The organism is uncultured Algibacter sp., from assembly GCF_947495675.1.
GTDB lineage: Bacteria > Bacteroidota > Bacteroidia > Flavobacteriales > Flavobacteriaceae > Algibacter_B.
In genome coordinates, this window is record NZ_CANLZX010000007.1 from 117918 (window position 1) to 137188 (window position 19271).

11 protein-coding genes are annotated in these 19271 nt (G+C 31.9%); all 11 read right to left on the bottom strand.

Translation table 11 applies throughout. The annotated features are described in order from the left end of the window. Window positions 1-93: 93 nt before the first annotated feature. The 11 genes from Q0842_RS06870 to Q0842_RS06915 all read right to left on the bottom strand — a co-directional run bounded on the left by Q0842_RS06870 (window position 94) and on the right by Q0842_RS06915 (window position 19269). A complete protein-coding gene (locus Q0842_RS06870) occupies window positions 94-2691 on the bottom strand; it encodes a glycoside hydrolase family 2 TIM barrel-domain containing protein (RefSeq protein WP_298495947.1) in 2598 nt (865 codons plus the stop codon). A 388-nt stretch (window positions 2692-3079) separates the two neighbouring features. Continuing rightward, a complete protein-coding gene (locus tag Q0842_RS06875) occupies window positions 3080-3961 on the bottom strand; it encodes a T9SS type A sorting domain-containing protein (protein ID WP_298495950.1) in 882 nt (293 codons plus the stop codon). A 183-nt stretch (window positions 3962-4144) separates the two neighbouring features. After that, complete coding sequence (locus Q0842_RS06880) at window positions 4145-5272, bottom strand: glycoside hydrolase family 88 protein (protein ID WP_298495952.1); 1128 nt, start codon at window positions 5270-5272, stop codon at window positions 4145-4147. Between the two features lie 6 nt (window positions 5273-5278). Next, the gene (locus tag Q0842_RS06885; RefSeq protein ID WP_298495955.1) at window positions 5279-7543 is read right to left on the bottom strand and encodes a glycoside hydrolase family 3 N-terminal domain-containing protein; all 2265 of its coding nucleotides are present in this window, start codon (window positions 7541-7543) and stop codon (window positions 5279-5281) included. Window positions 7544-7564: 21 nt separating this feature from the next. After that, the gene (locus tag Q0842_RS06890) at window positions 7565-8908 is read right to left on the bottom strand and encodes a family 43 glycosylhydrolase (protein WP_298495958.1); all 1344 of its coding nucleotides are present in this window, start codon (window positions 8906-8908) and stop codon (window positions 7565-7567) included. A gap of 195 nt (window positions 8909-9103) precedes the next feature. Continuing rightward, window positions 9104-9316 carry a putative collagen-binding domain-containing protein gene (locus tag Q0842_RS16385; RefSeq protein WP_366941110.1) on the bottom strand — a complete coding sequence of 71 codons (213 nt, stop codon included), beginning with the start codon at window positions 9314-9316 and terminating at the stop codon, window positions 9104-9106. A gap of 85 nt (window positions 9317-9401) precedes the next feature. Further along, window positions 9402-10631 (bottom strand): tRNA modification GTPase, encoded by a 1230-nt coding sequence (locus Q0842_RS06895; RefSeq protein ID WP_298495959.1) that lies wholly within the window; start codon window positions 10629-10631, stop codon window positions 9402-9404. Between the two features lie 143 nt (window positions 10632-10774). Next, window positions 10775-12877 (bottom strand): BNR-4 repeat-containing protein, encoded by a 2103-nt coding sequence (locus Q0842_RS06900; RefSeq protein WP_298495961.1) that lies wholly within the window; start codon window positions 12875-12877, stop codon window positions 10775-10777. Between the two features lie 98 nt (window positions 12878-12975). Beyond that, entirely contained in the window at window positions 12976-16503 is a 3528-nt protein-coding gene (locus tag Q0842_RS06905; RefSeq protein WP_298495964.1) for a sulfatase-like hydrolase/transferase, read from the bottom strand. 145 nt (window positions 16504-16648) lie between these two features. Next, on the bottom strand, window positions 16649-18070 hold the full coding sequence (locus tag Q0842_RS06910) for a sialate O-acetylesterase (protein WP_298495967.1): 1422 nt from the start codon (window positions 18068-18070) through the stop codon (window positions 16649-16651). Between the two features lie 14 nt (window positions 18071-18084). Further along, window positions 18085-19269 (bottom strand): Gfo/Idh/MocA family oxidoreductase, encoded by a 1185-nt coding sequence (locus tag Q0842_RS06915; protein WP_298495970.1) that lies wholly within the window; start codon window positions 19267-19269, stop codon window positions 18085-18087. Window positions 19270-19271: the final 2 nt, after the last annotated feature.

The window sequence follows — 19271 nt, forward strand, 5'->3', positions numbered from 1 at the left end:
TTTCTGGCTTTTTTTATAATTATTTTATCTTAAAATCTCTTGTTAGATACTTTATTCTGTATTAAAATATTGAGTTATAACAAGAAGAAAAGATTAATTAACTCTTCTTAGCTTTATACCACTAAGTCTGGTTTTCCCTTTTCTAGCCTTAAATTCTACGGTAACACCTTTATCATCTTCAATTGTTATTAAAAAACGTTTGGAAACACCTCGGTCATTTCCGTACTCCTTTTTTAGATTTATGTTACTCCAAAGCGTTTTACCATTAACAATAATATCCATAACGTTATCATCTTTGGTATTTAACTCTGCTAAGAGTAATGACAATTCATAAGTACCATTAGGGGCATCAAATTTATAGGCGTCAATACCTAAACGTTGGGTTTGATAAATTGGATCGTTTTCCGTTCCTTTAATACTCACATCAACACCTATATTATTTCTTCGTTTACTTTTAAATCTTAAAAAATCGCCACCTACATAGCCATAGCCACCTTTTTCATATGCTTTATCCGGCATCCATAAATAATCTACATTATGGCTTTCAATAAAAAAACAATAAGAGCCAACATTAATTGCAACCTCTTTAAAAGGATTGGTTTTACTATTTAAGTTTTTAGGCTGTAGTGTAAATTCTATTAAGGCGAAGTCTTTTAAAGTTTCCCCGCCCTTTTCCGAGATTACTTCAATCAAGTTTTGTCCTTGTTGAAACGGCACATTGAATATTGCCGTTGAAAAATCAAAATATTGTTTTCCTAGAGACTTACCGTTTAAAATTAATTCTACTTCATCACTATTTCCTACTACAGTTATAGGCTGTGTAGCTACATTTGCCCCTTCATTATCTTCAATACCAGATCTTTTATTCCAAGATTTTGAAGCTATGGCTAAAAATGGAGTTTCTTTTAATAAGGCTTGATACAAATAATACGCATCTTTCTTTTCTCGTGAAGCTGACACTAAACCTTTGTTGTTAATATGCGGCACCGCATCTTTTCTATGTTCCACTTGAAAATCTGCATAATTCCAAACGTTTGCTCCAACAATTTCAGGAATATCTAAAATAGCTTTCATGTATGCCTTGTGTAGAAGAAACTGATAATCTACACTAAAATCAAATCGGGTTGGGTTATAAGACCTTATTCTGGGGTCTGCTCCTCCTCCATATTCACTTAAAATAAAAGGTTTATCTGGGTCTAACTCTAATGATCGCTTAACTAAACTTCTTAAATTCTTATCAATGTCTTCTAATTCTTCAATATACCAACCATAATATTTATTATACCCTACAATATCCGTTACTCTAATTCCTAAATTATCTTGGTAAGCTGGTTCTCTAAAAAACACAGAGTAAGAACTACGTGTTGTATCTTCTTCTTTAATAGTTTTTGCTAATGCTTTATGTGTACTTATAAAATGCTTAATGTAGTCTTCACCAAGTTTATCAGGCGCTTTCATAGTAGTTTCGTTTCCTAAATTCCATGCTACAATAGCTGGATTATTATAATTAAAACGAATAGCCTCTTTTAGCATATTAATACTATTTTGTTTACCAGCTTCGTTTGCCGCTGCTTTGTCTACAAATGGTATTTCTAGGGTTGCAATAAAGCCTAATTTATTACACATTTCTAAAATAGCCGGATCTTGTGGATAATGAGCAATGCGTAAGAAATTAGATCCCATTTCTTTGAGCAACTTCATATCATTACGGTGAATTTCATCACTTACTGCATTTGCTTTTCCATAAAAATCTTGATGTCTACATGTGCCAATAAGTTTGGTTTGTTTTCCGTTGATAAAGAAGCCTTTTTTAGCATCGAAACTAAACCATCTAAAACCAACAACATTCTCAATACGGTCTAATACATTATCTTTTTTATCTACTACTTCTGAAACTAATTTATATAAGTACGGATTATCTGGAGACCATAAATTTGGTTTAGAAATTGTAAATTCACTTATAACATCTTTCCCGAATGCTGTTTTAGTTTTTACTTGTTTAACAGGATTATTTTCGGCATCAAACAAAGATTGCCTTACATAATAGGTGCCTTTTTTTGGTCTTACTAATTTTGATTGAACAGAAACTTTTGCAGAAGCTTCAGACACTTCTGGTGTTCTGATAAATATGGCATTAGCACCTACATTGGCAACTTCAAAATGAATTGGTTTTGTAATGATTAATTGAATGTCACGATAAATACCTCCGTAAAATGAAAAATCTGCAGCTTGTGGCACAATTTCATCATTATGAGCATTGTTTACTTTAACCCAAATTTGATTCTTACCAGGTTTTAAAGCTGATGTAATATCTCTACTAAATGATGTATACCCGCCAATATGATCTTTGCCAACTGCTTTACCATTTACAAATAACGATGCTACCTGATTAGCAGCTTCAAACAATAAAAAAACTTGCTGATTTTCGTAAACTTGCGGAATTTCTAAGGTTTTTTTATACCAAGCTACTCCACGATAATAACCATCTTGATCGTCTAAAATATCTTTGGTATTCCATGAATGTGGAATGGTTACTTTTTCCCAGGATACTGAATCATCATTTGAAAAAGGCTTATCGATACTTCCTTTATGAAAGTGCCATAAATCATTTACAGTTTCTATATGCCGTACGCTTTGAGCCTTGCTTATTAAAACAAAACTTAATAAAATAAGGGAGAAAGTTTTTTTCATTATTATTTATAATTTGGTATTTATTTTAAGTCTTCTAATCATATCAATATTAAAGAAATATACCTTTTAAACAATCCTGCTCTGTTATGTAAAACTTAATAAAAAAACCTGTCGTATGTTATACATTTGACAGGTTTTAAAAATAGTTTACATGCAGTTTTTTTTGCATTTGAGTATTGTTTAGCATATTCTGTGTTAATGTATTAATAGTATAAAACTTAGAACTCTAAAAAAAAGGCATTAGCATAAGTATTTTAGTACCATAAACTATAATTTGTTTAAGCTTGTTTAAAATCATATAAAACCCAAGGACAAACTTAATTTCTAACAAACAAAAAAAAGGCCATTTAAAAAATTAAATGGCCTTTCTTTAAAAAGTTGTAAATATTTATTTTTTCACAATCTTTTTGCTTATGCTACCTTTATCGCTTGCAATTTTAACAATATAAATACCAGTAGATAAAGCACTAGTATCTATAGATAAAGAAGTCTCTTGGTTTAGGTTACGAGATAAAACTCTTTTTCCTAATAAACTATAAACACTAACCTCTTTAATATTTGGAGATAAGCCTTTAATTGATAATTCATTATTTACAGGATTTGAAACAAATATTGAGCTTGCATCAAAATCTATAGTACTTAACGCAGCAACAAGATGAAATTGTATCACATCAATTCCTGCACCATCAAATTGAACAGGGTCACCTGCTGCAGATGGAACTACCCCATATCTTGAATTAGTACCAATTGTATTTTTTAGAAATAATGCATTGTTTCCATCTGCTGGGTTAGATCCAGTAGCATCTGCAAGTCCCTCTGCATTAACTTTAGTTTTTCTTCTTTGAAACTGATCTAGACCAGAATGATCTGCAGAATAGGTAATCGGATCTGTTGTATCATCGTATGCTACACTTATCGGATCACCAGGTCTAACGGCAAGGGTTAGACTAGGATGTGCTGAGTCGTCGGCTGTACACAAGGTAACGGGTCCTAAACCAGTAATGTTTCCCGTAATTTCCATCAATCCAGCAGTAGCAGGAGTTCTATGACCTTTTATAGTCCAAAGTTGTGTTTCATCATCACCTGGTAATTCTTCGGCCCATTCTATAGTACCTAAAGAAGTGTTAACTGTAACGTAAAGATTCGGAGTTAAACCTGATGTTGAAATTTTATAAGTACCTTCCACAGTATACAATGCTTGCCCCTGTAATTGAAGCGCAAACATAGTTAACAATAAAAAAGCACTAATTTTTAAAGTAATTTTTTTCATAATTTTAGTTTTAGTTTTAATTAATATTAGTACAATATATAAACACTTATTAATCATATTATCCTGTACTATCCTGTTCTTAGTTTTATTAACACAGAAAAAAGTGTTAAAAGTGTTTAAAAACCAATAATTCAAGGCTTTAAAACTAAATTAAAAAATAAAAATTAGTTAAATAATGCTATTCTAATTAAATTTTAAAACTTCACTACCTGCCATTAAAAAAGCGCCAGTACCAAAATTTTGCCAAGAATCAGCCGATGCTGGCTCAGGAAATGCGCCAATATTTTGTACCCAACCTACGCGACCATCGTTGTGCTGGCAATTTGCTATTGCATTCCAAGCTTTAATAACTGCTGGTTTATGTTTTTTATCTAGCAAACCGTTGTTTATACCCCAAGCTAAAGCAAACGTATGGAATCCACTACCGCTAACTTCGCCATGATTGTAAGATTCTGGGCTTAGTAAACTTGTTCTCCATAAACCATCTTCTGGTTGAATGGCTAACATTTTAGCAGCCATTTCTTTATAAAGTTTTTCATAAAACGGACGGTGCTGATAATCTTGTGGCATATCATCTAAAATTAAAGCTAAACCAGCTATAACCCAACCATTTCCTCTAGACCAAAATACTTTTTTACCATTTGGTTCTTTACTATCTTTATCGTTACCTTGCCATACAAAACGCATATCTCTTGCAAACAACTGCTCTTCCTCATCATATAATTTATTATAAGTTTGCATATAAAATTTATGCATCTCTTCTAAATACTTTGGTTGCGCTGTGTGTTTTGCATACAAATTTAATACTGGCGGCGCCATAAATAAAGCATCACACCACCACCATAAAATATCTTTTCCTTCTTTACCCGGATTTTTACCCGATTTCCAGTTGTCATCTTCATATAAATGTACATCCAAGAATTTTTTTGTAGGCTCTAAGTCTACAAAATTTCTTCTTTTCTCATTCCTATCAATATATATATAACTATATGAGATGGCAACATCATCAGCGTGATGTAAACGTTTATAAGTTTGCCAATTATTCCAATAAGCTTGGTTCTTAAGAGCAGCCATGTACATCATATTTTTGGTTGCTTTGTGCGCTCTAGCAACCCCTACGTAATAAGCCCCTGCTGTCCAATCTGTAGGTGCAATAGCAAAAATAGGGTGCGCTTCTTGCCATTCTAAAGCTTTAATCATAGAGGATTTCACCTTAGCTTTATCTATAGTTTGAGTTGCAGTTACTTTTTGAGCTGTTGAACAATTGAATAATAATACAACTGCTACAAGTGTTAAAATTGTTTTATTCATTATATCTTACTTTTTTAGTTTGAATGTTGTTTCTAAATACTCTTGCGAAGAGGTTCCTATCTTTACGGTATAGTCTCCAGCTTCTAAAACTTTTTCCATTGAAATACCTGTAAACTCTAACATTTTTGGTGTTATTTTAAATGAAACGGTTTTGCTTTCTCCAGCATCTAATTCTATTTTTTCAAAGGCTTTTAATTCTTTATCTGGTCGTGTTACTGAACCTATTTCATCTTTAATATACATTTGCACCACTTCTTTAGCCTTAACACTACCATTGTTAGTGACTTTTACACTTACCTCTAACTCTGTATTTGGTGTTATTTCAGTATTTGAAATTGCAATATCTGAATATTTGAAATCGCCATAACTTAACCCATGACCAAAAGGATATAACGGCCCTTTACCCAAGAATAAATATTCTTTTTTATAGTTGATTTCTTTCATGCTATAATGGTATGGCAATTGACCAATAGATCGTGGAATTGTAACTGGTGATCTTCCTGATGGCGATACCTCTCCAAAGATAATTCTTGCTGTAGATTCGTCTCCAAATTCACTTAAATCCCAAGTGTCTAAAATAGCATCTGCATGCTCTGAAATAGCATTTATAGATAATGTTCTTCTGTGTTTTAACACTACAATAACTGGTTTTCCTAACGCTTTAATTTTTTCAACGAGCTCGTCTTGAGGGCCAACAGGATCAATAGTTGCTCTATCGCCTAGTGTACTATTACTAAAATAAGCTTCTTTAGCGGTATACTTATCGCCTCCTAAAAATAAGATATTTACATCTGCAGATCTTGCTTTATTTACTAAACTCGCAATAGCTTTAGGATCTCTTTCTAAAAGTTCTGGTGCCCCACCTTTTTGATTGGTTAATTGAAAGCCTTTTTCTGCTATAAACTTCACATTTGAACCTGCAGCAGATTCAAACATTGCTTTTGTATCTTCATTTAATAATGGACCTAATAGTGCCACTTTTAAAGACTTGTTTTTTGATAGCGGTAAGGCTTTATTTTCGTTCTTTAATAAGATTACAGACTCTAAATCTGATTCTTTAGCTAATTCTAAAGATGATGCTGCTCTTACGCCTTTTTTAACAGCTTCAATATCGATATACGGATTATCAAATAATCCTAAAATGAATTTTGTTCTTAACACACGTCTTACAGATCTATCAATTAGTTTTTCAAGTTCTGGGTTTTTCTTTACCATTTCAGGTAAGTATGCATAAGAATCTTCAGCATATAAATCGATATCGATTCCTGCTTCTAAGCCCATTTGTGCTGCGGCTTCTGGAGATTCTGCAACACCCATAAAATAATACAAACGTGCTATATCATTTGAATCTGAAACTACATAACCTTCAAATCCCCATTGATCGCGCAATACACCAGTTAACAATTCTGGATTACCATGACTAGCTACACCGTTTAAATCGCCATGTGATGCCATAATCCCTAATGTTTTTGCTTCTTTTACTGCTGCTTCAAATGGCGGATAAATTTCATCAATTAAGGTTCTTTCTGAAATTTCGATTGCTGCAAAGTTTGAGCCTCCTAATACTTGCCCGTATCCTGCAAAGTGTTTAGCTACGGCACCAATATGTGTTCCGTTTCCTAAACCTTCATAATTACCTTGTACACCAATTATAGCATTTTTAACCATTTGCGTTGTTAAATAGGTATCTTCTCCAAATGCTTCACTCATTCGTCCAAAACGTGGATCGCGTACAATATCTGCTTCTGGTGAGTGGCACATGTGCATCCCTCTTAATCGTGCTTCTCTACCTACTACATCCCATTGACGTCTTACCAAATCTGGATTGAATGATGCTGCCGATGTCATTGGGCGACCAAACTTAGTACAGCCCTCTGCATCTACGCCGTTATAAGATTCTGTAACAAACAATGCAGGGATTCCCCAGCGATTATTTTCTATAATATATTTTTGAAGTTCATTATTCAACTTAGCAGCAGCTACAGCATCAATATGCTCTCCAGGATTTTTTATACCTGCAATACCAATTTTAAGTTTTTCTTTAACTTTATCAGAAAGCTTTAAGTTGCCGTTTTCATCAGGTTTAGTACCTATATTTGCATGAAAAATTCGCATTTGTGCCACTTTCTCTTCAAGTGACAACTTTGGTAATAAAGCTTCTACGCGCTCATCAATGGATAATGAGGCGTCTTTATAATCTTTTGAAACAGTCTCCCCACAAGACGTAACAGCAATACTGATTATTAAGCATAACGAAAATAATTTCTTCATTTTAGAGTTTTTAGTAGTTGTTTAATTTTTAAATTGAAATCTATTTAGTGTAAACGATTTATCTTTTATTCCTTTGTACACAAAACAAATAGATTGTATGTTTTTAATGTTTTCAATATCAAACTGTCTATTTTGAAGCGTATAAATATCATTTTTAGGCACATTACAAGTAAATAGTAATTCACCATTAGAATGGTTAGCTCTAACTTCTATTTGAGCAGCTTCACGAGCTATCACCTGTAGCTCTATAGTATTTTTATCATTCAACCCTTTTACATTTGGATATATGGTATAACTATTATCATGTTGAGGCTGTATTGAAAAACCTCCAATGGTATTTTCAATTTTATTAACACCTTCGGATTTAAAATAATCTTCTGCTTCAATACTAGCATTTGCTTTATAATTACCAACACCAACACCATCTACTCGTATGGTTGCCATTTCTCCGTTGTCTTTAAAATGCACGTAACTTATAAAGCTATCTCTAAAATAGCGATTTCCTGTTTGACTGATATCACAATATACATAGTACCATTGATTATGCCACTCAAAAAAACTACCATGACGCCCTTGCAAAAAACCATTTGGCCAAGTAGGAGCGTTATACCCTTCTGCAAAACTTTCCTCTTTTATAACAGAATCTTTATATTCATAAGGGCCATATAAGTTATCAGACATGGCATAAAAGCAACCCCAAGATAAATAATATTTACCATTGTATTTGTGAAGAAACGGTTTATCGTCAGTTGGCATTTTTTTGTTTTTTCCATCTGTATTGTATGGGCCTCTAACATTTGAAATCTCTATTTTTTTAGGTGTTTCTGCTAAACTTATCATATCATCATTCAGCTTTGCTATATAATAATCCCAAACACCAAAAATGATATAATGCGCTCCATTTTCTTCAAAAATAGCCATATCGTATTCATGTGTTGGCGTTAAGTCTGAATTTAAAAGAGGTTTTCCTAAATCATCTTTCCAAGGTCCTGTTGGTGTATCTCCTACAACAACCCCTGTTTGTTCATTTCCTTCTGAAAAATACCAGTAATATTTTCCGTTTTTATATGCTGCATCCGTTGCCCAACATCTTGAAAAGTCTTTTCCTATATAGGTGTCTTTAGGATTTAAAACGCTTCGCTTTGTCCAATTCACTAAATCTGGAGACGACCACACCCACCAATCTTCCATAATAAATTTTTTATTATCAATGGATTTATCGTGAGATGCATAAACATAAGCTGTATCATTAAAAATATGAATATGCGGGTCGTTTAAACCTTGATTTGAGACTATTGGGTTTTGGGCATAGAAGTAACTAGTAAACACGAATAAAAAAACAGTATATGCGTATTTAAAATTCATAAACCTATTTGTTTTTTTGCTGGATTTTAACTGAATATATTAGTGAATAAATATATAATTATGGCTTTTGAATTGCGTCCTGTCCTATCCTGTTTTTCACTCTCATTTTCATGATTTTAGAACATATCTCTCTTAAATTGAAGTATCTGTAATTAAAAGAAAATAAATATAAATAAAGTTTGAAATAATTTTAAACTATTTATGAGCTTGGATACATATTACCCAATCTTTATCTATTTCTGAAGGAGAAACTCCTAAACTAACATATCCGTTTCCTTTTACAGAAGTAATTGATATATTTTGAAATTCGCCTCCCTCTCTTGGGTCAAACCATTTTACTACATAGCTTTTACCGGAAATTCTATGCCTTTTTATAACTCGACATCTATTAAAACCTTTTTTTAGTATGCTCCCTTATAAGTTGGATAAAAATGTGAAGAGGACTATTTTATATATTTTTTTCTTTAAGTTTTATATTTTCTGATAATTGATTTTAAAAGATAGAATATCCCAAAATGATAGATACTGATTTGAATTCTGTACCCCAAGAACCTTGGCTATTTAAAATATTTCTATTTGGTAAATATCTTAATTCTAGGTTATATCTATCGTTATATTTACACCCAATCCCAAGAGCTGTACTAATTCCTGTAACAAGTTTTGCTGAGAACAATTTTGCACCATCAACTCTATTTACTTCAACTATGGAATTCACATTATTATCTATAACTCCCAAAGCATTGACAAATAGTTTTAAGTTTTTGTTCAGAAACAAATAATGTCTTAAACCAAGATTTATTTGTATGGATTTATGATTTACATTAGCAACATACTCCTCTCCAGTAGTTCTATTTGTAACAAACGTTTCTTCAGACTCAAATTGTTGATAGGTAGGCTCCAAAAGAATCGCCCATTTATTATTGTTAAATCCTAAAACAAATTCAGCCTCTACTCCGAATCTAAAAGAAGTTAATCCTTTACCAAAGTCAATTTCCTTCCAATTATATTCTCCGTTTTTCAAAACAAGAGATGAACTTCTTATACCAGGGCGCAGCGTTAAATTAAACAAATCTTTTTTCTCTTTCTTTTTTATATAATTAATAAATTCTGAATTAGTACATTCATTGTATTTTATAAAAAACTTAATTAATGTAGATTGTTTATAATCTAGTTTTGAAAGGTTATTCATTGAAATACTTTCACACTTTAAAGTATTCCATAATTGTCTCCTAAACTCATTGTTTTTAGCTACTTGTCCTTCAGAAGTTAAATAATTTTTATAAATTAATTGCGCAACCTCAGAGTCATCTTTATTGTAAAAATATCTAGTTAAACCTTTGTCTTCATATAGAAATAAATTAGCTTTTCCTGCAATTAATACTTTCAAAAACAGCTCTTCCTTATTGAAAACTGGATTTTTATTATAATCTAACTCATTAACTATTTTGCTAGTTCTATCAATATCAACATTATGCCTAACATACTTTGATATATTAAAAAACCCAAACTCTTTAACCGAACTAATAGTTAGGGTTTTCTGTTCTGCACTTTCCGTAATTTTATATTCAAATTCAGTTGGATTATTCAACCAATCATTATTTTTTATAAAACAGTTTATTTTTTCATCAGAGTTGTTAATGAAATATCCCTTAACAAACGTACTTTGACTGAAGCCATTAAGTCCAAGAATTAGTGCTAAAAATAAAGTTATTAATTTATTCATTTTTGTATAATTTATTTAAGATCGATTCGATTATAAATTCAATATGTTCATCATTTTTGTACTAGACTAAGTTCAATAAAAAATTAAAATATTATTAAATACATTGTATTTTTTCTCATTAATTAGGCCAGATGTTTAAAAAGCTATTTTATCACTATTTTTTTTACTGTAGCACTATGGTTAGAATTTAATTGAAGAAAATAAATCCCAATTGGATATTTCATTAAGTCCAAACTGTTATTAACCAAAACTCCTTTTTTTAGCACTTTTCCTTGTGTAGAAATTAGTTTATAATTTAAGTTTTTTATTGGACTATTTATATTAAAAATGCCGATACTTGGGTTAGGGTAAACCGTTACTTTTTGAATATTAAAGTTATTAGTACTTAAAGCTGACTTCAACTCAAATTCAATTTTATCTGGTTCGCTTGATAATGATCTTCGTTGTGTTAGTCTTACTGTGTTTTCACCTTGAATTAGTGTAACATCAGGAATTATTGTTTCTAAATACACATTCCAATCAAAGGTTCTTGTTATTAGAACATCGTCATACAACGTGCCATTAATTTCAATATCCATTATGGAATCGTCTCTATTTCTATTCGCTGCAAAAAGAATAAAATCGTAAGTACCAGCTGTTGCTACTTGAAATTTATGTTCGATAAACTGACTTGCTGCAAACGCATCTATATATTCACCTCCAGATGCAACAGAATTAGTCCCAACTATAATAGTACTTGATGCGGTTGTGTAGTCTTCAGCTTCTAATAATAAATTATCAACTTCTACTGGAGCATCAACCTCAGACAATGTAAATTCTTGAAAGTATAAGGGGCGCTTATCACCAACACCTGGTGTGTTATTTCCTGTGTCTTGCATTAAATAAACATATAATTTATTACCTGTAACAAAAGCATCAAAGTGATCAAAATTTATAGATTCTGTACCTACATGTGCTATTTTCCAATTATTCTGACCTTCTAAAGTGGTTTTAACAATTATTTTCCCTCCTATAATTTCCACCATAAAGACATGGTTTTTATAACTGTAAAGTTCACCACGAGTTTGAGGATTGGGTATAACACCACCTACATCACTAGAAAAATTTGCATCTGTAGCCAACTTATAATAATGTACATTTCTATTATCAACACGTTGTACAAAATGAATCGCACCATTTTCAGTAACTGTCCATGCTGGATCAGAAGACGATTTAGGAAATGTGGCTGTCCCATAATCATCTCCAGGTTGTGCAATCTGTACTGGATCTAAGTTTGGGTTAATATTATTTTGAATTGGCAAAGTAATAGAAGTATCATTAACATCAAACCATGCTATTGATGCATTTTTAGGAATTCCGTTGGTATAAGCATAATAAAGTCCACTATTTAACATATAACCGTTACTGGTATTTGTATCATTATTAGTAGAGTATCTTATTGAAAAACCTGAATAAAATTTACCGTTTAAAAAACGTTCACCTCCATACATATTGTTTCTGTTAGGTAATGCCAAAGTTCCTTCATGAAATAACCAATTATTGCTCCATACATTACCATCATAATGTGCTAAAAGTATATCACCATTACCAGAGCCGCCTTGTCTATATCTAGCAATCAAACTTCCATCGTCAGCTCTGTGTATCATGGGATAGGTCATACGTTCGTAATCGCCTCCAGATTTTAAATAGTTTTGCTTTGGATTAAAAATAGCCAATGTGAATTCATTATCTGGTACGAAAGCTTTATTTTTAAGCGATACTGAATAATTAAAAAAATCATTAGGTAAAGAAGAAGCTCTGTAAGCATGCATATCATAAATGATATGTATTGTGTCATCTATAGTACTGATGCCTATAGCGGCGGTGTTATGAGAATCGCCTCGAATACCTGTACCATTTAACAGTTCGCCAGATTGCCCTACATGTTTGTGTGGAAACTCTATAGAAATCCAAGGCGAATTAGGGACATTCAAATTTTTTCTAGATAACATTAAATTGCGTTTATCCATGCCGCCTTTATACCATGTTATAAAGGCATAACCATTAACAACATCAATACAATCACCATGAGGAGATATTCTTTGGGAAAACCTATAATTTACATCTTTTGTTCCTGCAAAATATAAACCACCTACACCATCTGGAGTTACTTTGGTGGAACTATCAAGAGTTACTTCTAATTCTTTTTGTGCTAATGCGGAAAACACAGCTAATAATAGACATATTGTTAAGTAATACTTTTTCATCATTGTTTTTTATTTTATGCCTTAAAATCTTAGCTAAGCTTACAAAAAAGCCAGTAAAATTAGTGTTTTACTGGCTTTTTATATCCTTACCATTTTTCTTAAAAAGAATTAATTTTAAGTTGAATAGTATGCTTTCCTGGTGATAATCTAATAGACTCGAAAGCCGATGGCACCTTATCTCCATTATGTATTAAATCCTTTCCATCTAATCCATTTAAAGAAAACTCTGCTACCATATTACCCGGTATTTCTATTTCATAGGTTTGAAGTCTTGCACCGTTATACGTGTATTTTCCTTTAATAGCACCTCTTACAGTTGGTACTTCAATTTCACTAGACTTTAACTTACTCATCTGTGGCTTAATTGTTGCCACCCCAAATCCTGCTGTTTTAGGTTTAATACCCCACAATCCTCTTGGAATTACATTTGCAGGTACTGCACCCCAAGCATGATTCCAGTCTAAATTGTTTTTATATTTTAAATCCCAAGCTTCTAATGTAATTGTAGAGCCGCTTCTAATCATATTATACCAGCTTCTTTCTGCTTTACTTGCCATTAATTCTAAAGCATAATCTGCTTCGCCTGCGTTATACAATCCATCCATTAAAAATTGTGCACCATAAACACTACAAGCCATACCTCTAGATTTCACATAGTCTACTACAGTTTGGTAATGCTCCTCAGGTACCAATCCAAATGCTAAAGGCATCATATTAGCATGCAACGATGCATGATCTGTACCTATTCCATCCACATAAATGCCTCGTGAAGAATCAAACATTTGTTCATTAACTGCTTTTTTAACTTTGGCTGCTCTTAATTCAAAATCTAAAACTTCCTGGGTTTTTCCTAAAATCTGAGCAAATTCTGCCATGATTTTCATATTCTCATAGAAAAACGCATTAATTACAGTACTGTATGGTTTAAATACAAACCCGTCGCGCTCTCCTTTAGTTTTACTACCGTTAAAGTTTGCAGATGGCCAATCAACAATATCTGTTAATGGTTTTTTATAGCCTTCTTGAAAACCTAATTTTTTCATAAAGTCGGCATCTACTTTTGTAGACGTGATTAAGCCATCTTCATTAGAAAGTTCGAATAATGTTTTGTGTTTTAAAGGCTCATAATAACGCTCTATAAGCTCTGTATTTCCCGTGTACATATAGTCTGCATAAATTAATAATGCTACATGTTGTTGCCACTCTGTAGGCCATGTTGGGTTTTTCATAAAATACTCGATAGTTCGTCTTGCCATAGCAAATTCCCTATCTGTGGTATAATGACTTAACTGGTTTAAGTACGCATCAGCTTCGTAAGGAATGCGCTCTCTATCTCCATCGACATATAAACCATTAAAGGTTGTCGCTTTAATTGAATACTTACATAAATCCCATACTTGATTTAAAATGTCGTTGTTACTTGTAAAACTGCTAGCCTCATCATCCCAATAGGTACGATATACTAATTGTTCAAAATTATCGCCAGATATTGCGTTTTGCGCACCTTCAACTTCAGCATATCTAAATGGCACAAGTGGAGGAAATCCGTTTGGTAACGGAATGGCTTTATTAGCTCTGGTATTTCTCTCATTTTCCTGTACTTTTATTTGATATTTTGTCTGTCCCGGCTTTACATCAACTTTAATCTCTTGATAACGAATATTACTTTTCTTTGGCGGTGTTCTATTAACATTTCCATTGTCGTCAATCATTTCACCAACTCTAACGGTTAAGGTATGTGGTGTTTTTGCTTGGTATGTAAAGTCCATGGTGGCAAATCCTGCTTTACCAAAATCCATGAAATAAAAATCACCTCGCTTTTCAAACTTAACCGGCTTTATTCTATCTATTTCAAATTTGTTTTCAGTTGATATTATATAGCTATCACTTTTACCTGTTGTGAATTTTTGAGCTTCGGAATAATCAACCAATCTATTTTGCTCATCCCATATTCTCACTTTCCAATAATAGGTTTGTCCTATTGCAAGTGGGTTCCCCTGATATTCAACATTTGTTGATTGTAAAGAACGTACTTGACCACTATCCCAAACATTGCCATTATTATTATCAATGTCCTTTTTATTAGAAGCAACTAATATTTGATACGCTCCTTGAAATTTTGAACCTAACGGAACCGTCCAACCAAACTCTGGTTTTAAATCGAATATTTTAACATTGGTAGCAGGCTCTCTAATTAAATCTACCGTTAAATCTGTTGGAGCTGCTCTATATTCATTACTATTCTTTTTAATTAATTCATCAAGTTTAGCGCGAAGTTTATTGGCTATTTCATTATATTTTTTCTTTCCAATTAAATTTTTAACTTCTTTTGGATCTTTCTTTAAATTGTATAATTCTTCAATACTTTTATCATTTACATATCTAAAGTATTTCCATTCTTCAGTTCGTACACCTTCACTTGGTGGAATTTCGCTAAAATCCCAAATGTGCTCAATTAAAATAGCATCTCTACCTATAGTATTTGATTCTTTTTTTACAATAGGCATTAAACTTTTACCTTGCCATGTCTCTGGAGCTTTAACACCTGCTATATCTGCAATTGTTTGAGGTACATCTATATTTAACACCATATCATCAATGTCTTGATGCTGCTCTAATCTTGGATCGAAAACAATTAAGGGTACTCTAATTGAGTTATCATACATTAACCATTTACCTGCCATTTGTCGTTCACCTAAAAAATAACCATTATCACCCATTACAATAATTACGGTGTTTTTGTCAAGTCCCTTTTCTTTAAGTTTATTACGTATTTTTTTGATTTCTAAATCAACACCAGAAATCATTCTATAATAGCCTTTTAAGCTATGTTGGTATTTTTCAGGAGTATCATAACGCCACGTCCAACGTAATCTATTAAATCCGTCTCTAACAATTTTTGGTTGTGCATCAAAATATTTATCATCACCAAGTTCTGGACCAGGAATAGTTGTGTCTGTAAGTAAATTATCTGTTGTATTTTGCCAGAAATATTGTTCTGGTGCTGCATCGTGAGCATGAGGTGCACTAAAGCTTAATGATAAGCAAAAAGGCTTATTGTTTTCCGCATTTTTTTCTATAAAATTTAAAGCTTGGTGCCCAGTATATCTCGTTAAGTGTACCGTATCATTATCTATTGTTTTATAATAATATCCTCTTCTGTCTTTATACCTGTTATTTCTGTCGTAAGACTCATATTCATCAAACTGTTTATCCAAATCGTTATATCTAACTCCATATTTGCCATAAAAACCAGTATAATACCCGTTATTTCTAAGAAGCGTTGGATAAGAATTCTCCATATACTCACTTCTTATATTTCCTGTTTGAAAATTAAAATTATGTGCACGTTCATGCAAACCAGTTAAAATACTGGCTCTACTTGCCGCACAAATTGGGGTAGTAACAATTGCTGTATTAAAATAAGTACCAGACTTAGCCAAATTATCCATTTCTGGAGTTTCTACAAATTCATTTCCTGCATAACCAATAGCATCAAAACGCTGGTCATCGGTAAGAATGAAAATAATATTTGGTTTTTCGCTATTGTTTATTTGTTGAGCACTTAAAAAATTAAGACTACTTAAAGCACTTAATAGAACTAATAATAAACTGTTTTTACGCATAAATGGGTTTCTTAAAATTTAATAATTTCACCTAAATAACATCTAAAATATAGACTGACGCTAAAATTAAAACTTTAACCATTTAAACCTATCCTGTCGTGTCCTGAGATAATACTAATTTTTAAAAATATTTGATTGTTTTTACTTATTTCCAATTATCCGTTCTAAACACAGAAATTGGCAATCCTGATTTTGTTTTTAAATTACTTTCAAAACATTCTTCAAAACCATATCGTACGCTAACTGGTTCATTTACTTTTTCACTATATAAAATGATGCTTTTTTTATCCTTATTAAATTTTAACTGTGCTGGATAAAATATTTTATTTGTGCCTGCAATAGAGAAACCTTTTACATCATTACTTTCTTTAAAAAAATCTTTATTGTAAAAATTAAAAATTAAATGTATTTGACTATTTTTAACAGACATCGATTTAAATTCCGCACTTCTATAATTTAAATTCTTGAAATTATATTGTTTTGTTAAAGCCCAATTAGCTAATCTTTTGGCAATAATCTCTTTTTTTGGTGGGTGTATATCATTACAATCGCCAGCATCTGTTGTTACGACTAAGGCCGTATTATTAGTTTCTTGAAAAACTTTTAATTGAGCCTCTCTAATTAAGTCTGCCCCTAATAAAGATGCGTTTTTATTTTTAACATAATTAAAAGGTGCAATCTGTACAAAGTAAAAAGGGAGGTTTTCATCTTTCCATTGCTTTCGCCATGAAGCAATTAAATCTTTCATGTAATTTTTATATGTGCTTGGTTGCAGCCTATTTGACTCTCCCTGATACCATAGTATTCCTTTTATTTTAAAATCTTGAAAAGGATGAATCATTGCATTATATAAAAAAGTTGGTTGTTTTTGCTTGTTTTGTTCTTTCGATAAACTACTAGGTATTTTAATATATTTATATTTTAATAGACTTTCTTTTGGCATCCAAGATTCAATTTTAGTACCTCCCCACGAAGATTCAATAATACCAATTGGAACACATAAGTTTTCAAAAAGTTTTGTACCAAAAATATACCCAATAGCACTAAATGATTTTGCTGACTCTAAATTTGACTCTTCCCAATTTCCTTTTACGCTAAAATTAGGAGAAACACTTGCTGTTCTTGGATTATTGAATAATCGAATATTTTTGTTATTTGAGATTTCAAGATATTTATTGGCATTTAAAACCTTAGATTTATGAAAGCCTTTTAATGGCATTTCCATGTTTGATTGACCAGAACAAAGCCATACTTCACCAATTAAAACATTAGTTAAAACTACTGTATTGCTACCTTCAATACGTAATGTATGTTTTTCGAAAGAACCTTGACTTGTTTGAATTGTTGAAAACCAAAATCCTTTTGAATCTGAAACTACTGAAGTTTTACTTCCCCAACTTGAAGAAATTTTAATTAAAGTTCTAGGAATATCTTTACCCCAAATCGAAACGTTTTCGTTTTGTTGCAAAACCATATTATTTCCAAAAAAAGCTGGCAGTTCTATTTGACTATTTAGTGTTACACTAAAAAGACACATAACAAAGAAAATAAGTTTAGAATGTACCATCTTTTTTTAATAATTTATTTAGTTTTCCATTTTACAATTTCGTTGTTATACATAGCATCGAGTCCCATTTGTACACTTATTGCAGCATTTGCACCTGTAATAACATTTGATTCTGGAGTTTTATTATTTATTATTGAATACTTAAAATCAAGTAAAGCTTGCTTACTTGGGTCTAAATGCTCTAGATTTATTCTAGAACCTTTCTCTTTATCCCATTGGGCAGTCGCTCCACTTACACCATCTACATCTCTTATAACTTTATTTTTCTTTTTACCTTCTGGATAAAACCATGCATTTTTAGTATCAATAATTATGGTTCCTTTATCCCCAATAACCTTTATTTGATAACCATCTTTAGCATTACTAGTTAAACAAGTAAACTTTGCTTTAACTCCATTAGGATAACTATATATTAAATGGACATTATCATAGGTTTCTCTACCATCTTTCCAATAATCTACACCTCCAACACCCATTACTTGATTTGGGGTTTCTTTGAGCACCCAATTAACAAAATCAATTTGGTGAGAGCACAGTTCTGCAGTAAGTCCTCCAGAATAATCTCGATACATTCTCCAATTTATGGCTCTTTCAAACTTAGGATCAGGTACTGGTCTTCGCCAATTTCCATGTCTATTCCATTGGCACTCAAATGCTGTAATATTACCAACTTTTCCTTGTTGAATTAAATCTACTACATGGGTATATAACCTTGAGCTATGGTATTGATGACCTGTTTGAAATATGTTTTTGGAATGATTTGCTTTATTTACTAACTCATTAATTCCTTGATAACCCTTAGCTAATGTTTTTTCACAATATACATGCTTATTAGCATCTAGCGCATCAATAGCAATTTTTGAATGCATATTAAAAGGTGTTGCTACAATAACAGCATCAACATTCTTATTATCCAAAAGTTGTTGATAATCTGAATAACCTATAGGTTTTGTATGAGACTTTGCTAAACCTTTTTTTAATCTAAATGGCAGTACATCACAAGCAGCTATAACATTTACATTATCTATAGAATTGATAATAGACATTAATCCGCCACCTCGATCTCCTGTACCAATAACACCAATATTAATTGTATCATTAGTATTTACACTAGACAAGACATTGCCATATAAATATGATGAACTAGCTATACCTGCAGTAACTGCAGCTGTTTTTTTTATAAATGAGCGTCTTTTCACAT